Here is an 18354-nt window from a genome sequence, read left to right on the forward strand (position 1 = left end):
TATACCAGTAACGCGGTGAGGGTCAATTCAGTATTTACATCCATTAAAAAAGCATTACAACACCCCAACAAAACATGTAGGAAAATACAAAACAACCACAGTAAAAGAAGCAGAAAACACCCTGAAATATAAAAAAATCAAAAAAAGGTTTTTTTTAAAAAGGGAATAATTTGTCAAAAAAAATAAGGCATTCCGCAATTGGAACACCTTATTTAAAATTTATTAAACAATTTCTTAGTTAAGAATAATTACCTCAACGCGACGATTTTTTTGTCTTCCTTCAGGCGTTTTATTATCCGCTACAGGTTTTGACTGGCCAAGACCTTTTGTGGTAATACGTGAGGTAGCAACCCCAGCATCTTCCAAATATTTCTTTACAGAAGCCGCTCTTTTATCCGATAACCACAGGTTGTATTTTTCTTCACCCGTAGAATCTGTATGGCCATCCACGCGGATTTTCTTACTCGTATCTTTATTCAGCAAGCGCGACAGTTTGGTTAACTCACCTTTCGCTGCTTCAGTCAGATAGGATGAGTTTGTAGGGAACAATAAGTCGGATGATATTGTAAATTTAATACCTTCATCGGTTCTAGCAGCGTCTTCAAATTCACTCTTCACATTTTTTAAACCATCGTCTGTGCCATCCTTGGAAACCACAGCACCAGGATTAACACGAATTTGTTGTTGTTTACAAGAAACGGCAAACAACATAGCGGCACTTAGCGAATACAACAATATTCTTCTCATATACTTTTTAAATAACATTCTTTCAATAACACAACGAATATACTAAAAATTACTAATTAGCATTGGAAACCTTCGAAAACAATTCACGACGCAGCTGCTGCAGCTCGGGAATCTGCTCGTATAATTTCCATATCAATCCAGTTTGTGCATTTTCTATGGCCACAGCAATCGAAGATTGGTTGGCAGCAAGGTATTCCTCCGAGATATCATCGGTATATAAATCCAACCACGAACGGAAGCCATACTCCGAAAACAAACCATTACCATATTGCTGGTAATACGTTAAAATTGACGCTGTACCCGCAGCCTTATCGGCAATAATTGCGGTCGCTGCCAATGCAGGATTCAGGTGTTTACCGAGTGCCCCATCGCGTTGATTTTGTAAACCCCAAATTTCTTTATCTGCTGCTCCTACCCCCACCTCATTGTCGCGGCGGCTATAAAACTTCGTATACGCCTCTAATACAGCATCCCATTGGGTTAATGAATCTTGTATAAGCCTAGGGTTTATCGTTAAAAATGTTTTATACAAACTCATTAGCTCCCTGGAATTCGCTTCCCCAAACGGCAGCTTTATGCCATATCTCGTAATTGCATTAAGGCTGGGCTGCACCTGTATGCTATCCAGCTTCAGGGGGTGGAGTTTACCCAATATCTCGAAACTCTCTTTAATCTCCCCGTTCATCTTTTCCACATCTATACCCTCTTCAAGCTGCTCCAAGAACGGCGTGTTTATACGTTTATAAACTGCATTAAAATACGGCTCCTTAGGTAATGGATACTGGGACGACGCTAATGCCAATAAATAGGTATTAATGCTACTAAATGGCCCTGAAAGCACGGGAACATAGGGTTTATCCTTCCCTAAAGCCTCGTTATCATCCATTAAATTAACCTTAGTCTTTAAAAACGATCCGTAGCTATCATCCAGCAAGGCGGGCCAATTTACTTGTGCATACAAGCTACTGATGCGCCCTTTAATATCCTTCTCCAGTTCGCTACTATCATCGAGATAGGCCCGCGCAATCAATAAAGCCTCAATCAAAGAAGCCGTCCCCGGAACATCGTAATAGGTGCTATGCCCCATATACTCGGGTACCCCTCTACGGCCATCAAAAAATGCAGGGAAGATACCATCGCGCTGCTGTGCACGTTTAAGAAAATACGTTATTTTCGACAACCGATTTACCAAAGCCTGACGGCTAACAAATTTTTTCTCCGTACCGACGATCAACGATAGGATAGCGCCAGCTGTTTCTTTCGTCGAAACTACTGCCTTATCTTTGATACGGAAAGGCATATACATCCCACTATTGATATCAAAATTTTCTACGAAGTAGTTTACATGTGCCAGCTGTATAAGATCTAACACTTCATGCTCTCGCAGGCTCTTTGTTTCGGCTTCTTTTACTGCTGAAAATGGCGACTCCTGGTAGTTATAGTCTACCCATGCTACTTTATAATAGTATTTCTTACCGATTTGCGGAACAAGATCCAGGCATGATTGCATGAATATCGGACGTATGCCAATAGCCGTAAAATCTTTGCCATTTTCAGATCTATAGATCTTTATATAACGAATGCTAGGGGTTAACGGCAGCTGCCACTTTAGGTAGACCATTTTATCGTAACCGATGGCATCGGTAAGGAGGGCTGCGGAGTTGAGACGTACCTCTGAATATTTCGCTGGAAGAAACTCAATTTGATCGACAAAAATATGCTGCTCGGCCCTGCTGTAGGTATTAGGCTGCACTAAACTTATGCCTGTTATTATCTCTTGGGCGTTAATTTTCTTAAAATCTTTACATGGAATCCGTACCTGTAGCCATTTACCAACAGCATAATCTTTAATATAACGATCCATCTGCAGGGTATCGTTTGCATGATGTTTCTGTGTGATGGTAATTCGGGGCAAGTCTGCCAAACTGGTATTCTTTGTCTTTACATAAATCCGCAGGTTTAAGTAATCCGCATTATTGTACTGGTAATTATACTTCTGTCGGCTGTACTGTATATTCGCTTCCCAATTGCCGGTTGCGGAGGAGTTGTACTTTAACGATAAAGCATTGCCTGGCGTATAAAATAAGGTATCCGATACCAGCAACTGCATCTTAACGTTCTCCACCCAGCTATCTCCACTGTAGCTTACTTTGCTTCGGGCATAACTTCCTTTAGAAAGGCTGTTGTCGAATACCACTTCTGGATAGGTGTCGGCAATACTATATAAGGGATTAAGGACAAAAAAAAGTAGAAACAATCGACTCCAATTCATATCTCTGATGTTAATTTGCGCAAAATTACGCAATTTGTAAGCATAAAGCCCCTTTCTGTGTAAATACTGCATTACACATGCAAAAAAATTAATACACACAGATTGAACAACTTACCTTAAAACAACAAAAAATAGTTTATAAAAGTTTTGTAAGATTAGAATTCTGCCTATATTTGCAGCACACCAAGCGAAAGTAGCTCAGTTGGTAGAGCACAACCTTGCCAAGGTTGGGGTCGCGAGTTCGAATCTCGTCTTTCGCTCAATCACCTGCCTAGGTGGTGGAACTGGTAGACACGCAGGACTTAAAATCCTGTTCCTGTTAAAGGAGTGCGGGTTCGATTCCCGCCCTAGGTACTTCAAACCCTTGATAACACATTGTTATTCAAGGGTTTTATTCTTTATAAGGTGTAAAGAAAGTGTAAAAGATAATACAAAAGAGGGCTGATAAATATTTATCAGCCCTCTTTTTGTAACAAACGATTCCTCTCCTCCCCTATTTTTTCGTGCTCTTTGAAGGTTTCAGCGAAGGGGTATTCCCTGGCGTGTTCTTATTATCACGCTGACGGCGGTCTGGCTTTCCTGTAGAGTCCGCGATTCGTTTTGGTCCTGGTTTTAATCCCATAATTATAAAAGTTTAAAATTTAATATACTAATCCATTAAGGCTTTACGACGTTCAATTTCAGCTTGCAAACTATTAAACCATTCATTATAGACTTGCGGCTCATAAATCATCTGTTCTTTATTTTGTTTATTTACATTCCCCCAATATCCATTTGTACTCGTTTCTGCTCCTTCATATAAAGTTATTTTTACCTCAGAAACAGTTTTATTGATCGACTCTACATAAAACATTGCTTTTGATGTGTTCGCATCTTTCGACGTACCTGTCCAAAAACGTTGTGAGGCAGCTTTTTTATTCTCAATACGTTTTGATGCATTGATCAAGCCTGTTTCCTTATCAGCGCGTTCTACCATATAGCTTTCTGATTGAAGAAGACTAATAATAGCCTTAAACACCACATCTTGATCCGACTCAAATTGCTTTGTTGTCATCATTTTTACTTCTGCTGGCGATTTTGTCACCATCTGTGTAGCACATGAACTAAACACAAAAGCAATACTCATAAATAGAATTAATTTTTTCATTTTTATATAGGTTATTAAGTTAATAAGTTAATAAGCGGTTGACACGACTGAGTAATCCAATACCACATCATTCTCATCAAAAGTGATAATCAGATCAAAAGACTTACTACTACTACTTTGACTAGCACGTTGCCCTGCAAAAAAATCAGTAGAACCGGCTTTCTGCTCAACAGACATTTTATTATAACTCCAAACCTCCATATTGGACCTGTTCTTCGATACCAAATTTGGCGAACCAAATAACTTAAGCACCTCATCCTGTGTCGTGCTTCCTTTGATAATTTTAGCCTTAACAACACCCATTGTCAAATTACTCTTCTCAGCTGTACTATCTGCGCCATACTTATAGCTATTGCATGAGGACAGCGATAATAGCAGCAAACTGCCTAATAAAACTCTATTCATATTGATTAATATTTTAACTAAAGCAAAGTAAATAATTACCTATGCAGTGTATGTTCATCAACCCTTATCTATCGATGCACATACACTGCACATATTTAAGTATATTTGTCTACCAATTATCATCCATAAATGGCTACAAACAAACATGCAATAATAAGGTATGAAGCTTTAGATAGATGCTTCTCCAATAAGGGTAGAAAATTCTTTATAAATGATTTAATAGATTATGTTGCCAACGCTATTAAAGAATACACTGGCATTGAAAGCTCAATATCAAGGCGACAAATATATAAAGACATAGATTTTATGGCTTCCGAAGCGGGCTTCAAAGCTCCTATAATAGCTATCAAAGAAGGTAAAAAAGCATATTACAAATACCATGACCCCAACTATTCAATAGCACTACAGCAAATAAATCCTATTGAAGCAGAATTACTTAAAAATGCTTTAGAAGTATTAAAACGATTCAAAGGAATACCTCAATTTGATTTTATTCCTGAGTTATCCCTCAAGCTAAAGAAAACCTTTCAGCTGGAAGACATGGAACATATTATCTTTTTTGATCAAAATGAATACCTCAAAAACTTAGAATTACTTGCACAACTACTTAAAGCTATTCAAGATAAGGATGTACTAACTATTGCATACCAATCTTTCAACCAAAAAGATAAAGAATCCTTTATCTTTCACCCCTATTTCTTAAAGCAATACAATAAAAGATGGTTTCTTTACGGGCAACGAGAAGATTTTGACACTTGGACCAATTTAGCCTTAGATCGAATTATTGAGTTTACCAAATCATACAAACACGAATACAAAGCAAATACACAGGATCCAGAAGTCTACTTCGAAGATATCATAGGCGTCAGTAAACCTATTGGTGCTGTTTGTCAGTTTGTCAAAATCAAAGTGAATAAGTCGCTATGGCCTTATATCGAATCGAAACCCTTACATCCATCACAAAAGGTTATCAATAAAGCTGATAGCTATACCACGATACAACTCGATATTATCCCTAACTACGAATTCTATGCGCAGATACTTGGATTGGGTGCAGCAATAGAAGTTTTGGAACCAAAAGAAATCAGAGCAGAAATAAAGAAGAGAATTCAAGAAACACTCGAAAAATATAAATAATATGAAATAACGTACAATACATATGCACTTCTAATGCACAGATGACCTCTATATTTGTTCTTATTAATCATTAAACAAGAAAAAGATGAGTACAGAAATCAATGTAACCCTATATTGTCCTATATGTGGACAATCAGACTTCGAATGCAATGACAACAAAAGCTATGTCAAATGTAATAATTGTGAAAGAGAGTTTCATGGAGGTATTGATGAACTAGCCGAATTCAATCACGCAGAAATCGAGAACGAAGTCCAAAAATATGGACAAGCTCTTTTAGATGATTTTGCGAAAAATCTAGAACGCAAATTCAAAAACAATATTCACCTAAAATTTAAGAAATAATGGAAAATGTAGATTTCTCACTTATACTATCAATTATTGCAATATTGGGTTCTATATATACTTACATCATACACGATAGAAAAATAAAAGCCCAAGAAAAACTAATTAACGATTATAAAATTGCAAAAATAAAAGAAGAAAAAATTGAAAAAACACAAGCTGTAATTTGTGCTTCAATTATTAAAGGAATAAGAGGAAAGAGAACATTAAAAGTTTACAATAAAGGAAAAGCTACTGCACATAATATTAGACTAATCATTAAAAATGAACCAGACTATTTATATAGTTATAATCCCTTCCCTTGTGCTTTTATTCACGAAAAAGATCATGTAGACTTAAATTTGTCAATGCATAATGGATCGCCAGACAATCTTGAAATTGAACTGATTTGGGATGATGAATACGGAACAGATAATAAGCATCAACAAATTATTCACCTGCTTTAACGTCATTGCGAGCATAGCGGAGCAATCTCAAATAATCAACATTTTACCTATCTTTAACCACAAAATAATAATTGACCACACAACAACGATCACTGGAGAATTAAAATCCCAAATAGATAAAATATGGAACGACTTCTGGACTGAAGGTATATCCAATCCATTGACTTTAAAGACTTAGCTTTTATTGATGATGCTCAAGCAAATAAGCTGAAGAACGTAATTGTAGAAAGTAATGATATTCTTTTTATTATTACAGGTGCCTCTGTTTGTAGAACTAAATAGTACCTAAAGATGTACTTCCAGCTCGAGTTAATCAGTATGTTTCTATATTAATATTTAAACAATATTCAATGTTATCATTTTTTGCTGTTAGGCTCTTAAGCAATATTAGTATTAATGAATAAATATTTATATTCTATAGCTACTTAAGGAGGTACTACAAGAAAGGCTATTACAAAAGAACAACTGCAAAAATTAGGTTATGGACAAGAGATTATATTTGATGAGATTGAATCTTTAAAAAATAAAGCACAGCGGGTCAGTAAAAAAGATCTTGGTTTAATACTTATAGGACAATTGATAAGCTGTGGTTCTGGTTTAATTGATTCCAAGTTAGCCGCTGAAATATACCAAAAAGTGAACGATATTGTGCTGGATAAAGCTTTAGAATAATATGATCATAGATTTTTTCATAAATTAATTCATGTCACCAACACCTAAACACAAATTGAACATATCAAATATCTCCTTTTTCATTATCTTTGGTTGCAACCGAAAATATCAATCCAATAGTGAATATGGCCAAATCCAATTTCCAATTTTTTGAAGAAGAATATGCCTTGCTTTGTAATTTAGCACAAGCCGCTGAGTACAACTTATATCAAGATCCAGCTACGTCCTTATTCAAATTGAGGCAGTACGGAGAATATATGGCTAAGCAGATATTTGAGACCTATGGAATGGAACTGCCTGAGGATACAAAGTTTCAAAACCTAGTATATACGCTAAGAAACCAGGGCATTCTTCCTAGCAATGTAGTCGATCATTTTACAATTCTTCGCAAGCAGGGCAATGATGCTGTTCATGATTATATTGGGACTACAGAAGATGCAACATCATCCCTTTTTTCGGCTTTTAAGTTAGGGAAATGGTTTTATGAATCGTACTCTGTAAAGAATCGAGATATTTCCAGTCTTAGATTCAGTAAACCAGAGAACCTTGATGCAAGGCATGCTTTAAGTATCCTAGAGGAGGAGAATAATATCTTAAAGTTGCAATATGAACAAGCCATTGCACAACAGAAAACAGTTAGTCAACAACAACGTCAAGAATATACCGAGAGAGCAAAGAAGTCAGCATTCAAGTTGGATATGAATGAAGCACAAACACGTGTACTCATAGACGAACAATTACGCAATGCAGGCTGGGAATGCGATTCTTTACATCTCAATTTCAAATCCAAAGGTTCTTTGCCCGAAAAAGGTAAAAATAAAGCGATTGCAGAATGGCCTTGTGGTAGAAAATGGGCAGATTATGCCCTATTTATTGGAGAAGAGTTATACGGCATTGTCGAGGCCAAAGCATACGCACAAGATATATCTAGCAATTTGGATCAACCTAAATTATATGCGGAACATATTCAGGAGTCAGAAGAATTTAAAATCCTTGATAAATGGAATAACTACAAAATTCCTTTTCTCTTTTCATCCAATGGAAGATTCTACATTGAACAGTTAAAAAGCAAATCTGGTGTTTGGTTTTTAGACATTCGCGATCCGTACAATAAATCCAAAGCCCTACATAATTTTCACTCACCAGAAGGCTTACAAGAATTATTCAAACGAAATATAAATACAGCCAACCAATCCTTAAAAGACAGTGATTACTTGTATCTTACTTCTTCTAATGGATTGAACCTTCGTCCGTATCAAATTAAGGCCATACAAGCCGTTGAAAATAAAATACAGCAAGATAATCAAGAGGACAAATCAGTTCTCTTAGTTATGGCAACGGGTACCGGTAAAACCCGTACTGTTGGTGGTTTAGTCTATAGATTGATTAAAGCAAACCGCTTTAATCGCATATTATTTCTAACAGACCGTACCTTATTAGCCGAACAAGCTAGAGATAGTATTTCAGACAATAAAATCGAAAATCTACAATCTTTCGCTTCAATTTATAAAATTGCTGATCTAGACCTCAAACGTCCAGATTACGAAACAAGATTGCAGTTTGCTACAGTACAAAGCATGGTCAATCGTGTTTTCAATTCCGAAAACCCACTTCCCATAGATACTTTTGACTGTATTATTGTCGATGAAGCGCATAGAGGATATATTCTCGATCGAGAATTTGTCGAAGATGATTTAGATTTCCGTAATCAAGAAGAATACATTGGGCAATACAAAAAGCTTCTTTTCTATTTCGATGCATGGAAAATCGGATTGACAGCAACACCTGCCCTTCATACTTCACAAATATTTGGTGAACCAGTCCATTCTTACTCTTATCGTGAAGCGGTCATTGATGGATACTTGGTAGACCACGAACCTCCTTATACGATTAAGACCGAACAAAATCAAAATGGTATTCGTTGGGAACGTGGTGAATCCGTTTCTGTATATGACCCCGAAACTAATAGTATCGAGGAGTTAGCTAATATTGAAGATGACATCCATCTTGATGTTGATAAATTCAACAAAAATGTATTAACACCATCTTTCAACCAAACTGTATTAGCCGAGCTGGTGAAAGAGCTAGATCCTGATGGAGAAGAAAAAACCTTAATATTTGCTGCTCGTGATTCTCACGCTGACGATGTCGTTCGTATCCTATACGAAGAATTTGATAAAATTGGTATTGAGGTACATCAAGATGCCATCAAGAAAATCACAGGTAGCATCAAAGATCCTGCCGCAGAAACCAAAAAATTCAAAAATGAAAAATACCCTAATATTGTCGTAACAGTTGATCTATTGACTACAGGAATCGATGTGCCCGAAATCTGTAATTTAGTTTTCCTGCGTCAAGTCAAATCACGTATTCTATACGAACAGATGATTGGTCGAGCGACTCGCCTCTGTACAGACATTGGCAAAGAAACATTTAAAATTTACGATGCCGTAAATCTGTACAAAGCGATGAAAGATAAAACGCAGATGATCGCCGTCTCCAATCCATCAGTATCATTCAAACAATTAGCGGATGATTTACAACAGATGGATAGCGAAGATCAATTTGCACGATTCAAAGATCAGCTTATTGCCAAACTTCAAAGCAAAAAAGCCAAGATCAAAGGAGAAAATTTAGACAAGTTTGAATATTTAGGAGCGAAACACAAACCAGAAGAATTAATTCAATCATTAAGATCGATGTCTATCGCTGAAGTGAAGTCTCTTTTACATGATACGGCTGATCTGTGGCCATTCTTGGATCAAAATAAAACACAATCTAATACGAAAGTTTACGTATCCGATCATCAAGATGTTTTTCTAGCGATGGAACGAGGCTACGGCGACGGAAAGAGACCTGAAGACTATATTGATAGCTTTAAAGAATACATTCAATCCCATCGAAATGAAATTGCTGCTTTAGAAATAATTTGTTCCAAACCAGCTGATTTGGACCGTAAATCTTTGAAGGAACTAAAAATGTTGCTCGACAATAATGGTTTTAACGAGACAGCACTCAATGCCGCTTGGAAAGAAACGAACGCAGTCAATATCTCTGCAGACATTATCGCTTATATTCGCACATTGGCATTAGATACCGCATTGATCACACCAGAGCAAAGGGTAAAAAATGCGATTAACAAAATAAAAAGTAAAAGGGCTTGGAATAAAACTCAACTTAAGTGGATCGATCGATTTGAGGCTCAATTATTAAAAGAAACCGTATTGACTAGACAAGATTTAGACCTGCAGCCCTTTATTTCTGATGGTGGTTTTAAACGACTCAACACCATTTTCGAAGAAGACTTGGAGAATCTGATCAATCAATTAAATGATTACCTTTTTACTGCATAATCTGCTTTTAAAAGGGCATTTTTGTAAAAAATAAAAAACTAAAATGAGTGCACAAGAAATAGCAAATAAACTTTGGAATCTTTGTAACGTATTACGTGATGACGGCGTGACGTATCACCAGTACCTCAATGAACTAACATACATTCTTTTTTTAAAACTTTCAGAAGTAAAAGACTTCAAAGAACAAATACCTCCCGAATACCAATGGCAGGTTTTTGTGAATGAAACGGATAATTTGGCCAATTTCGACCGTTACCGTGAATTTTTAGCGACCGTAAGTACGAAGACAAACAGCGAAAGCATCCAAGAAATATATACCAATGCATCGACAACATTGACCAAACCTGTCAACTTCAATACCATTATCAAAGCTATTGACAAGCTGGATTGGTACGAGGAGAATGATCGTGATGTGATGGGTGATATCTACGAGACTTTGCTAGAAAAGAATGCAGGTGAAAAGAAATCGGGCGCAGGTCAGTACTTCACCCCTCGACCATTGATCAATGTCATGGTAGACCTCATGGTGCCAAAAATCGGCGAGCGTTGGAATGACCCTGCTTGTGGTACATTCGGCTTTATGATAGCAGCAGATCACTACCTCCGAGAAAAATATGATAATTATTATACGCTCGATGAACAAGAACGAGCATTCCAAGTCAAAGAAGCCTTCTCAGGTGTAGAGCTTGTAGGCGATGCACGGCGTCTTGCTGTGATGAATGCACAGCTACATGGGATGGAAAGCAAGATCATCTTGGGCGATACGCTTACCGATACAGGCAAAAACATCAAAAATCTGGATGGCGTATTGGCAAATCCTCCTTTTGGAACCAAGAAAGGTGGTGAACGCCCGACACGTGATGATCTCACCTACCTGAGTAGCAATAAGCAACTCAACTTCCTACAACATATCTACCGTTCGCTCAAGAAAGACGGTAAAGCGCGTGCAGCTGTTGTATTGCCCGACAATGTACTCTTCGAAGACGGTGATGGTCAACGTATCCGTCGGGATCTGATGGAAAAATGTGATCTACACACTATCCTTCGCCTGCCTACAGGTATTTTCTATGCAGCAGGTGTAAAGACCAATGTGCTATTCTTCACACGTGGAAAATCCGAAGAAGCAAACACAAAAAAAGTATGGTTCTACGATATGCGTACCAATATGCCGAGCTATGGCGTAAGAACTCCATTCACGGAGAAAGCCTTTGCTGATTTTATCTTAGCCTATACCGGAGGTATCGATGCTGATCATGTCATGCATGACTATGATGGTACGATTGACCACGATAAGCGTGCAATGATCCAAGACGAACGCTGGACTTGTATAGCACGCGAGGACATCGCTGCAAAGAATGATTCACTAGATTTGGGACTTATCGCAGATAGCTCATTGACCAAAGCCGAAGATCTAGGCGAACCTATCGATATCGCTAAGGAAGCTATGCTGGAACTGCAAGCGATTAATAAGGAATTAGAAGACTTAATCAAGGAGCTGAGCTAATGGAAAAGGTATTACCAAAAGGTTGGGTAGAAACTACCTTCTCAAATTTAGTAGCTTATGTCATTGGAGGAGACTGGGGTAAAGATGAGAGTTTTACTGATAATGACTATTCTTTAGCACATTGTATTCGAGGCAGTGAAATAAAAAATTGGAATAATGATTTTGGATCAACGGCTGTAATTAGAAAAATAAAAAACAGTAGTTTATCAAACCGAAAACTAGTTCAAGGAGATATTTTATTGGAAATTTCTGGAGGTGGACCTGATCAACCTGTAGGAAGAACAGTATTAATTGACAATCGTGTTTTTGAAGTCTTAAATAAAAAACCAATAGTTTGTACTAATTTTCTTAGACTAATAAGAAGTGTTGAAAATATCAATTCTAATTTTTTAAACAACTACTTACAATACTTTTACCAAATAGGTAAAATAACTGAATATCAAGGCGGTAGTAATAATCTAAGAAATTTAAAATATAAAGAGTTTGAAACCATTAAAATCCCCCTTCCTCCCTTAGCCGAGCAAGAACGTATCGTCGCTAAATTGGATGCTTTGTTTGCGCAACACGAAAAAATGAAAGCAGCTTTGGCGCGAATCCCACAATTGCTGAAAAACTTCCGTCAACAAGTATTGACACAAGCTGTTACGGGTAAACTGACCGAACAATGGCGCGAAGGAAAAAACTTAGATGAATGGAGAGAAGTTGAATTAAAAGATGTTTGTAAAAGTTTTAAATATGGTTCTTCATCAAAATCAGATGATCAAGGAAAAGTTGCCGTATTGCGAATGGGAAATTTACAAAATGGGAAATTAGATTTGTCTGATTTGAAATATTCAAATGACGATAAAGAAATTGATAAATATCGTTTAGAATATGGAAATGTGCTTTTTAACAGAACAAATAGTCCTGAACTAGTAGGGAAAACATCAATTTACAAGAGCGAAATTCCAGCAATTTACGCTGGATATTTGATTAAAATTGAAAATGATATTTTAAAACTTAATTCTGATTATTTAAATTATTTTATGAATAGTCAGCAAGTAAAAATTTGGTGTATCGAAGTTAAGACTGATGGCGTAAGTCAATCAAATATTAATGCTCAAAAATTAGCAAGTCTTGTAATTCCACTACCATCACTACAAGAACAACAAGAAATAGTTGCTCGAGTAGAATCTTTATTTGCAAAAGCGGATGTTATTGAAGCTCTCTATGATCTATTGAAGAAAAAGATAGAAGCGCTTCCGCAAGCCATCTTACACAAAGCTTTCAAAGGTGAACTAGTTCCCCAGCTTCCTACCGATGGGAATGCTAAGGATTTGTTGGCAGAGATTATGGCGTTGAAGAAGGACATAAAGACTAAGAAGAAATGATATAAATAGCAACCAACATTTATACTAACCAATTATAAATTATTATGAACTTAATCGAAGTAAGAGAAATCACCTCCCATTCTGAAATAATGGAGGAATTAACTCAATACACCCTACAAATTATTTTTCCGTCGAACAGTGAAAAATATGATTTTAAAGGGTTATTCAATATATATAAGTTTATAAAAGATCAGAAAGATAAATGGGGAGCAGTAGAACAAGGCAAGAATGATCCTCGTTTTCGTATTAGCAAAGCTTTTTTTGACAATGCTTTTAACCAGATTATTGGCATCCTTTCTAACGTTAAAAACAAAAGTATAAACAAAACAAACATTGCACAATCATTAGCCAACCTAAAACAGTCATTAAAACCAAATAATCAGATATTTACCTTTGATGCTCCAGAGGTTAACTTTTTATTTAGCCTACTAGCTAAATACCCTAAATCTGTTGACTCTGCATTTCAATACATTACATCTGGCAGTGTAACAATGAATAATAAAGACAATGCCCAAGGTGTATTTTTAGCTTATGAATTCCAGAACAAAGATATCTCCCACATTTTTAATCGACGTGAGACAGAGAAAAAATCACTTTTCGAACTAAGACGAAATATTGATAAAACAGCAAACGAGTATGAGAATACTTTAACGGCTCATCTAACAAAATCAACAGAGGACTATGAAGAATATAAAAGAAATCTTGATGAATTTCAACAACGTTCAGAAGATTCACTAAGTCAATGGATGATTACGCATAAAGGGAAATTTGAAGGCTTTCATAAAGAATCTATTGAAAAGATATCTGCTTTAGAAAATCAATATGCGGAATTATTAAAATTAAAAGAACCTGTTGAGTATTGGAAAGAAAAGGCTACGGGACTACGTAAGACGGGATACTGGGCTTTTGGGGCAACAGGCATTTGCACATTAATATTAGCTTTTTTCATTTATAGGCTACTATGGCATACACCAGAAGGACTGCTAGAGTCTTTATTTGACGGGAATAGAACAGCTGCGATTAGATGGTCGATTGTTTTTGTAATTTTTATTTCACTTTTTTTTATAATCATTCGTGCTATTATGAAATTTATGTTCAGTAATTTTCACTTAGCTAGAGACGCTGAAGAAAGAGAAAAATTAACTTATTTATATCTTGCTTTAATCTCTAATGGACAATTTAATGAGGATGAACGTAAAATTGTTATGCAATCACTTTTTAGTAGATCTGATACTGGTCTATTGAAGGAAGATTCCTCGCCAACAATGCCTGGAGTAAATTCATTATTTGATAAAATTAAATAATCTATGTCCTATTCAGTATTTCAAGTACTTAATATTTTTTTTGCTGAATGTCTACATTAATTAACATCAACTATATTATAATCGAAATAAAATTAATGCACTTGAGACAGAAGTTTCCTTATTCAGGATATTTAAAAACTAATCTTCCACATCAGAAGAAGATGGATTTGGAAAAGATATATTCCATTCATCAAAAAGAGCACGTACTTTTTTTCGCCAACTCGAACGAGTAGCAAGCCAATTTTTTTGACCTTCTACAATATCTACTCTATTTTGTGAATGATGAGGTCTTGATCTCTTACCCTTTAAATCCCCCTCGTCAAACTTTAATAAACTTAAAGGTTCATCTAATGGGCTAACTTCTTTATCAAGGTCAAATATGGTACGATGCTCAGCTTCAGCATATAAATCACGTTTTGATTTAAGCTGTTCAAAAATATATTGTAAAGAAAATTTTTCAGTTAAAAGATCAAGATCATAAATATCCTTTTGAGTAGCACGGTTTACAGCGGACTGCATCTTAAATAAAGCAATATCTAGTTCCGACACGAATTGAATGCCATCAACATCTTCAAAAGGATTAAGCATTTTCATATTTTGAAGAACTTCAACCTTAATGGTTTCTCCATCACATATAATAAAAAATCGCAGAAAAATATACTGATCGTCTATTGCACAAGGAAATTGAACACCAAATGCTCTTGCACCATAATGATGTTGAACTTCATCTATGATTTTTTCATAACCAGCCTTTCCAATAATATAAGGAAAAAAGATATCAATATCAGTAGATATTCTATGCTGATAACGAATAGCCAAATTTGTTCCGCCACCTAAAGCAGAACCATCAAAACACTCAAAAGATTGTAATTCATGAATAGTCTTTAAAAGACCGGGAGAAATTGCAGACATTATTGGTAACGTAGAAACTGCTTAACATGATAACGTCGAGCAACAAGCTTACATACTTCATTACTAATACGTTCTTTTGTTTTCTGTAATTCCTTGACAATTTGAGCTCTACTATAAAGTTGTTCTAAGGGTTGAATATCTTTAGTAAAAGTCTCTACTGTTGTAGCCATTAACGCTCTAGGGATAATAAAATCCTTGTCATCCTGAATATCTAAATTCTTAGGATTGACATCCCAAAATAGATGCTTGGGAAAGATTTGTGATATATCTTTTATTGCGTTCATTATTACAAATTTACATGATATTTTAAATAAAAAAGAATAATTTAAAATCTATTATTAGTATAATACTTTATATTCCCTTTTCAGGAAAAAAGTCCTTAAACGGAACATCTAACTCTAAAGATATGCGATTAAGATGATTTAAGTTCCATTTAGCGATATGTGTAGGGTTTTCTACATTGCCGACAAAACCAACAGAAAGTTCAATCATATGCGCCAATTTAGCTTGGGAAATACCTTTTGAAACACGAATTTCCTTTACTTTATTTATCACATATTGTTCAATACCTGAGTTGATTGATTCTTTTTGCATATATAGGCAAATAGCATAAAGAAAAATTAAAAAACACCTACATATATGCGTGTATATTTTTATGTTCATATCATGAAATGGATATTTTGGTTTTTCGTTGTAAAATTCATTAGTGTTATAGCACTCATGAAAGGAGTTATTAGTGGAGAAAACTCATTTGTGGGAATTATTGTTGCTTTTACTGCATGGGGTCTATTTATTAGAGCAATAGTGGCAAGTCAAGAGAAAAAAAAAGAAAGCCAAGAATAGAGAGCAAATGCTTGATGAATATCTACCCTCACCAACAGAATTCTCTTGCAAATAATCAACAAACATCTGGACCATAAACTTGTCAATCTGATCTGGTTTTAATACTTGGGAGAAAATTCGGATATTTTTCCTCGATAAACTTCTTAAATCTATTATGAGAACCCAAAACTACTCTGCCATCTTTTTTATCATATGCATCAATATACTTTTGGTAATAATCCCAAAAATTAATCTTTAACTTAATTGGACTTGGTTTGCCAATTTCTGTATATCTTAATTCTTTTTCCTTCTCAGCTCTAATCTCAACTGCCAAAGCTAAATTGTCTTTATTCAATTGTCTCTGCTCTGCCGTGCGTGGATTTAAATACAGATACAAACCTAAAGCTTCCTTCTTACGATTATGCTTTATCTTCAATACTCCGTCTGGATCAATGAACTTGTTATACCCTAAATAATATTCAAGGTATAAACTTAATCGACCGTCATTTAATTGCTTTTGTAAAAGCTTAGGATTTTCTTTTATCTTATTATTTATTTTAGCCATATCTCAGGGTGTAAAAAAGTGTAAAAAATATACAAACATTATCCAAACATAATATTTAGAAAACACCACTAAAATAAATAACAAATTGATTAACACAGAATTGACTTCCTTTAGTTAGAGATTGTTTGCTAGGTTCGATTCCCGCCCTAGGTACTAAAGGAGATACAGATTAGCTGTAATCTCCTTTTTTTATGGTACTAAGAGAGGATCAAGCGGAATTCTGGGTGGGGAGAATAAAAAAAACACTTTGTTACGTGTTTTTAAAAATAGAGAATACTTGCAATCCACCGATCGTAATTTATTAGCCTTGTTAATGCCCGAAGGGCTATTAGAATATTTCCAAATCCAAGAAGTAGATCAAGTAGAAAATCAGCTTCATATTTATTTAGATGAGCTTAATACCGCTCCTGCGGGTTATGAAAACAGTAGGCTAGCGTCAAAAGGATTTATGCCTTCTACAGAAATTTCAGATTTTCCCATTCGAGGTCAAAAAGTTATCCTGCATATCCGTCGTCGTCGTTGGACTGTTTTAGACACTGGACAGATGATCACAAGCGATTGAAACCTGGTACGTAAGGGTGCTCGTATGACAACAGAATTCGGGCTTTTTTTAAAGAAGTTGATTTAAAAAAATGTATTTCATGGTAGACTTTCTGTGTATTGACACGGTTTGCTTTACACTCCTGTTTTTGGTGTAATTCATGGATGATAGTGTCATTTTTGAAAACGGAATCTTCAGCAGTTATTACCCGGACAGATGAGCTACTACATAGCTAGTATAAAACCTAAAGGTGAAGCGGCTATAAAGTCATTGTTGAAACAACAGGCTTATCTTTCTCTTGGTTTTTTCTATCTCCATGTGCAAGTATGGAAATCGACAGGACGCCGATGGTGGGGATCCAAAATGAGGCGTATGATGCCATATTAAATACAAAAGACTATAAAATCTTATTTGCCCCCCCCCTTGCTTATCTCCTTTATCGTAAGGGAGCTCCAAATTTAACCGGCCTATAAATTGGGGGTATATAAAACCTTTTTTTGTCAGCATCATCCAGACGGCAATCCGTTATGGCGTTATATGGTTATCTGCAGTTTAGCTTTTATTGGGTAGGCTAATGTAGGGTTCCCGCTGCCCTATAATTTCATTAACCTTTTGTTTGATTTTCGTTAAGCTTATTTTAAGATTTCATTAAGTCTTTGTTAAGCAAATAAACAGGTCTTATGTATTAATTTCGTTATATAAACCATTTTAAACACCACAATCTTATGACAACAACGAACCAAATCATGCTGCATTCGGTATGTCCCTACTTATCTTCAAGCGCCTAGTTTAGTTTTTTTTAACCGCTTATCCA

General features: G+C 35.7%; 17 protein-coding genes and 2 tRNA genes. 11 read left to right on the forward strand and 8 right to left on the reverse strand.

The window, feature by feature from the left end; translation table 11 throughout:
* Positions 1-234 precede the first annotated feature (234 nt).
* Positions 235-747 carry an OmpA family protein gene (locus ACL9RF_RS12420; RefSeq protein WP_422800956.1) on the reverse strand — a complete coding sequence of 171 codons (513 nt, stop codon included), beginning with the start codon at positions 745-747 and terminating at the stop codon, positions 235-237.
* A 52-nt stretch (positions 748-799) separates the two neighbouring features.
* Positions 800-3019 carry a glucoamylase family protein gene (locus ACL9RF_RS12425; protein WP_422800957.1) on the reverse strand — a complete coding sequence of 740 codons (2220 nt, stop codon included), beginning with the start codon at positions 3017-3019 and terminating at the stop codon, positions 800-802.
* 187 nt (positions 3020-3206) lie between these two features.
* Here ACL9RF_RS12425 and ACL9RF_RS12430 point away from each other — a divergent pair.
* Both ACL9RF_RS12430 and ACL9RF_RS12435 read left to right on the forward strand, forming a co-directional pair.
* Positions 3207-3279 (forward strand) — tRNA-Gly (locus tag ACL9RF_RS12430).
* A gap of 9 nt (positions 3280-3288) precedes the next feature.
* Positions 3289-3373 (forward strand) — tRNA-Leu (locus ACL9RF_RS12435).
* Between the two features lie 295 nt (positions 3374-3668).
* On the opposite strand, the gene ACL9RF_RS12440 is transcribed toward ACL9RF_RS12435, so the two are convergent.
* Positions 3669-4166, reverse strand: coding sequence for a hypothetical protein (locus tag ACL9RF_RS12440; RefSeq protein ID WP_422800958.1), 498 nt, complete (start codon positions 4164-4166; stop codon positions 3669-3671).
* A 27-nt stretch (positions 4167-4193) separates the two neighbouring features.
* Positions 4194-4571, reverse strand: coding sequence for a hypothetical protein (locus tag ACL9RF_RS12445; RefSeq protein WP_422800959.1), 378 nt, complete (start codon positions 4569-4571; stop codon positions 4194-4196).
* A 129-nt stretch (positions 4572-4700) separates the two neighbouring features.
* Here ACL9RF_RS12445 and ACL9RF_RS12450 point away from each other — a divergent pair, with 129 nt between their 5' ends.
* The 7 genes from ACL9RF_RS12450 to ACL9RF_RS12480 all read left to right on the forward strand — a co-directional run bounded on the left by ACL9RF_RS12450 (position 4701) and on the right by ACL9RF_RS12480 (position 14700).
* Entirely contained in the window at positions 4701-5708 is a 1008-nt protein-coding gene (locus ACL9RF_RS12450; protein ID WP_422800960.1) for a helix-turn-helix transcriptional regulator, read from the forward strand.
* 85 nt (positions 5709-5793) lie between these two features.
* The gene (locus ACL9RF_RS12455) at positions 5794-6051 is read left to right on the forward strand and encodes a hypothetical protein (protein WP_422800961.1); all 258 of its coding nucleotides are present in this window, start codon (positions 5794-5796) and stop codon (positions 6049-6051) included.
* Entirely contained in the window at positions 6051-6497 is a 447-nt protein-coding gene (locus ACL9RF_RS12460; RefSeq protein ID WP_422800962.1) for a hypothetical protein, read from the forward strand. The genes ACL9RF_RS12455 and ACL9RF_RS12460 overlap by 1 nt, the downstream gene beginning before the upstream one ends.
* A 797-nt stretch (positions 6498-7294) precedes the next feature.
* Positions 7295-10522, forward strand: a complete 3228-nt coding sequence (hsdR, locus tag ACL9RF_RS12465) for a type I restriction-modification system endonuclease (RefSeq protein ID WP_422800963.1) — start codon at positions 7295-7297, stop codon at positions 10520-10522.
* A 43-nt stretch (positions 10523-10565) separates the two neighbouring features.
* Positions 10566-12026: an N-6 DNA methylase gene (locus tag ACL9RF_RS12470; RefSeq protein WP_422800964.1), complete on the forward strand. Its 1461-nt coding sequence runs from the start codon at positions 10566-10568 to the stop codon at positions 12024-12026.
* Positions 12026-13396 carry a restriction endonuclease subunit S gene (locus ACL9RF_RS12475; protein WP_422800965.1) on the forward strand — a complete coding sequence of 457 codons (1371 nt, stop codon included), beginning with the start codon at positions 12026-12028 and terminating at the stop codon, positions 13394-13396. The genes ACL9RF_RS12470 and ACL9RF_RS12475 overlap by 1 nt, the downstream gene beginning before the upstream one ends.
* 44 nt (positions 13397-13440) lie before the next feature.
* On the forward strand, positions 13441-14700 hold the full coding sequence (locus ACL9RF_RS12480; protein ID WP_422800966.1) for a DUF6161 domain-containing protein: 1260 nt from the start codon (positions 13441-13443) through the stop codon (positions 14698-14700).
* Positions 14701-14838: 138 nt separating this feature from the next.
* On the opposite strand, the gene ACL9RF_RS12485 is transcribed toward ACL9RF_RS12480, so the two are convergent.
* From ACL9RF_RS12485 to ACL9RF_RS12495, 3 genes are all read right to left on the reverse strand, one after another.
* Positions 14839-15612, reverse strand: a complete 774-nt coding sequence (locus ACL9RF_RS12485; protein ID WP_422800967.1) for a nucleotidyl transferase AbiEii/AbiGii toxin family protein — start codon at positions 15610-15612, stop codon at positions 14839-14841.
* A complete protein-coding gene (locus ACL9RF_RS12490; protein ID WP_422800968.1) occupies positions 15612-15896 on the reverse strand; it encodes a DUF6922 domain-containing protein in 285 nt (94 codons plus the stop codon). The genes ACL9RF_RS12485 and ACL9RF_RS12490 overlap by 1 nt, the downstream gene beginning before the upstream one ends.
* Before the next feature lie 67 nt (positions 15897-15963).
* A complete protein-coding gene (locus ACL9RF_RS12495) occupies positions 15964-16206 on the reverse strand; it encodes a helix-turn-helix domain-containing protein (RefSeq protein ID WP_422800969.1) in 243 nt (80 codons plus the stop codon).
* A 72-nt stretch (positions 16207-16278) separates the two neighbouring features.
* Between ACL9RF_RS12495 and ACL9RF_RS12500 the strand changes: the two genes are divergently transcribed.
* Positions 16279-16455, forward strand: coding sequence for a hypothetical protein (locus ACL9RF_RS12500; protein ID WP_422800970.1), 177 nt, complete (start codon positions 16279-16281; stop codon positions 16453-16455).
* Between the two features lie 82 nt (positions 16456-16537).
* Here the strand turns inward: ACL9RF_RS12500 and ACL9RF_RS12505 are convergent, their stop codons facing one another.
* Positions 16538-16999, reverse strand: coding sequence for a hypothetical protein (locus ACL9RF_RS12505; RefSeq protein WP_422800971.1), 462 nt, complete (start codon positions 16997-16999; stop codon positions 16538-16540).
* Between the two features lie 277 nt (positions 17000-17276).
* Between ACL9RF_RS12505 and ACL9RF_RS12510 the strand changes: the two genes are divergently transcribed.
* Complete coding sequence (locus ACL9RF_RS12510; RefSeq protein ID WP_422800972.1) at positions 17277-17561, forward strand: ISAon1 family transposase N-terminal region protein; 285 nt, start codon at positions 17277-17279, stop codon at positions 17559-17561.
* Positions 17562-18354 lie beyond the last annotated feature (793 nt).

The sequence above is a fragment of the Sphingobacterium sp. Mn56C genome, from assembly GCF_049319645.1.
GTDB lineage: Bacteria > Bacteroidota > Bacteroidia > Sphingobacteriales > Sphingobacteriaceae > Sphingobacterium.

Excerpts from the sequence above, each read along its gene's own strand:
- ACL9RF_RS12450 (WP_422800960.1), top strand. The coding sequence starts at position 4,701 with ATGGCTACAAACAAACATGCAATAATAAGGTATGAAGCTTTAGATAGA.
- ACL9RF_RS12475 (WP_422800965.1), top strand. The coding sequence starts at position 12,026 with ATGGAAAAGGTATTACCAAAAGGTTGGGTAGAAACTACCTTCTCAAAT.
- hsdR (WP_422800963.1), top strand. The coding sequence starts at position 7,295 with ATGGCCAAATCCAATTTCCAATTTTTTGAAGAAGAATATGCCTTGCTT.
- ACL9RF_RS12455 (WP_422800961.1), top strand. The coding sequence starts at position 5,794 with ATGAGTACAGAAATCAATGTAACCCTATATTGTCCTATATGTGGACAA.
- ACL9RF_RS12440 (WP_422800958.1), bottom strand. The coding sequence starts at position 4,166 with ATGAAAAAATTAATTCTATTTATGAGTATTGCTTTTGTGTTTAGTTCA.
- ACL9RF_RS12495 (WP_422800969.1), bottom strand. The coding sequence starts at position 16,206 with ATGCAAAAAGAATCAATCAACTCAGGTATTGAACAATATGTGATAAAT.
- ACL9RF_RS12500 (WP_422800970.1), top strand. The coding sequence starts at position 16,279 with ATGAAATGGATATTTTGGTTTTTCGTTGTAAAATTCATTAGTGTTATA.
- ACL9RF_RS12505 (WP_422800971.1), bottom strand. The coding sequence starts at position 16,999 with ATGGCTAAAATAAATAATAAGATAAAAGAAAATCCTAAGCTTTTACAA.
- ACL9RF_RS12470 (WP_422800964.1), top strand. The coding sequence starts at position 10,566 with ATGAGTGCACAAGAAATAGCAAATAAACTTTGGAATCTTTGTAACGTA.
- ACL9RF_RS12445 (WP_422800959.1), bottom strand. The coding sequence starts at position 4,571 with ATGAATAGAGTTTTATTAGGCAGTTTGCTGCTATTATCGCTGTCCTCA.
- ACL9RF_RS12460 (WP_422800962.1), top strand. The coding sequence starts at position 6,051 with ATGGAAAATGTAGATTTCTCACTTATACTATCAATTATTGCAATATTG.
- ACL9RF_RS12485 (WP_422800967.1), bottom strand. The coding sequence starts at position 15,612 with ATGTCTGCAATTTCTCCCGGTCTTTTAAAGACTATTCATGAATTACAA.
- ACL9RF_RS12425 (WP_422800957.1), bottom strand. The coding sequence starts at position 3,019 with ATGAATTGGAGTCGATTGTTTCTACTTTTTTTTGTCCTTAATCCCTTA.
- ACL9RF_RS12420 (WP_422800956.1), bottom strand. The coding sequence starts at position 747 with ATGAGAAGAATATTGTTGTATTCGCTAAGTGCCGCTATGTTGTTTGCC.
- ACL9RF_RS12480 (WP_422800966.1), top strand. The coding sequence starts at position 13,441 with ATGAACTTAATCGAAGTAAGAGAAATCACCTCCCATTCTGAAATAATG.
- ACL9RF_RS12490 (WP_422800968.1), bottom strand. The coding sequence starts at position 15,896 with ATGAACGCAATAAAAGATATATCACAAATCTTTCCCAAGCATCTATTT.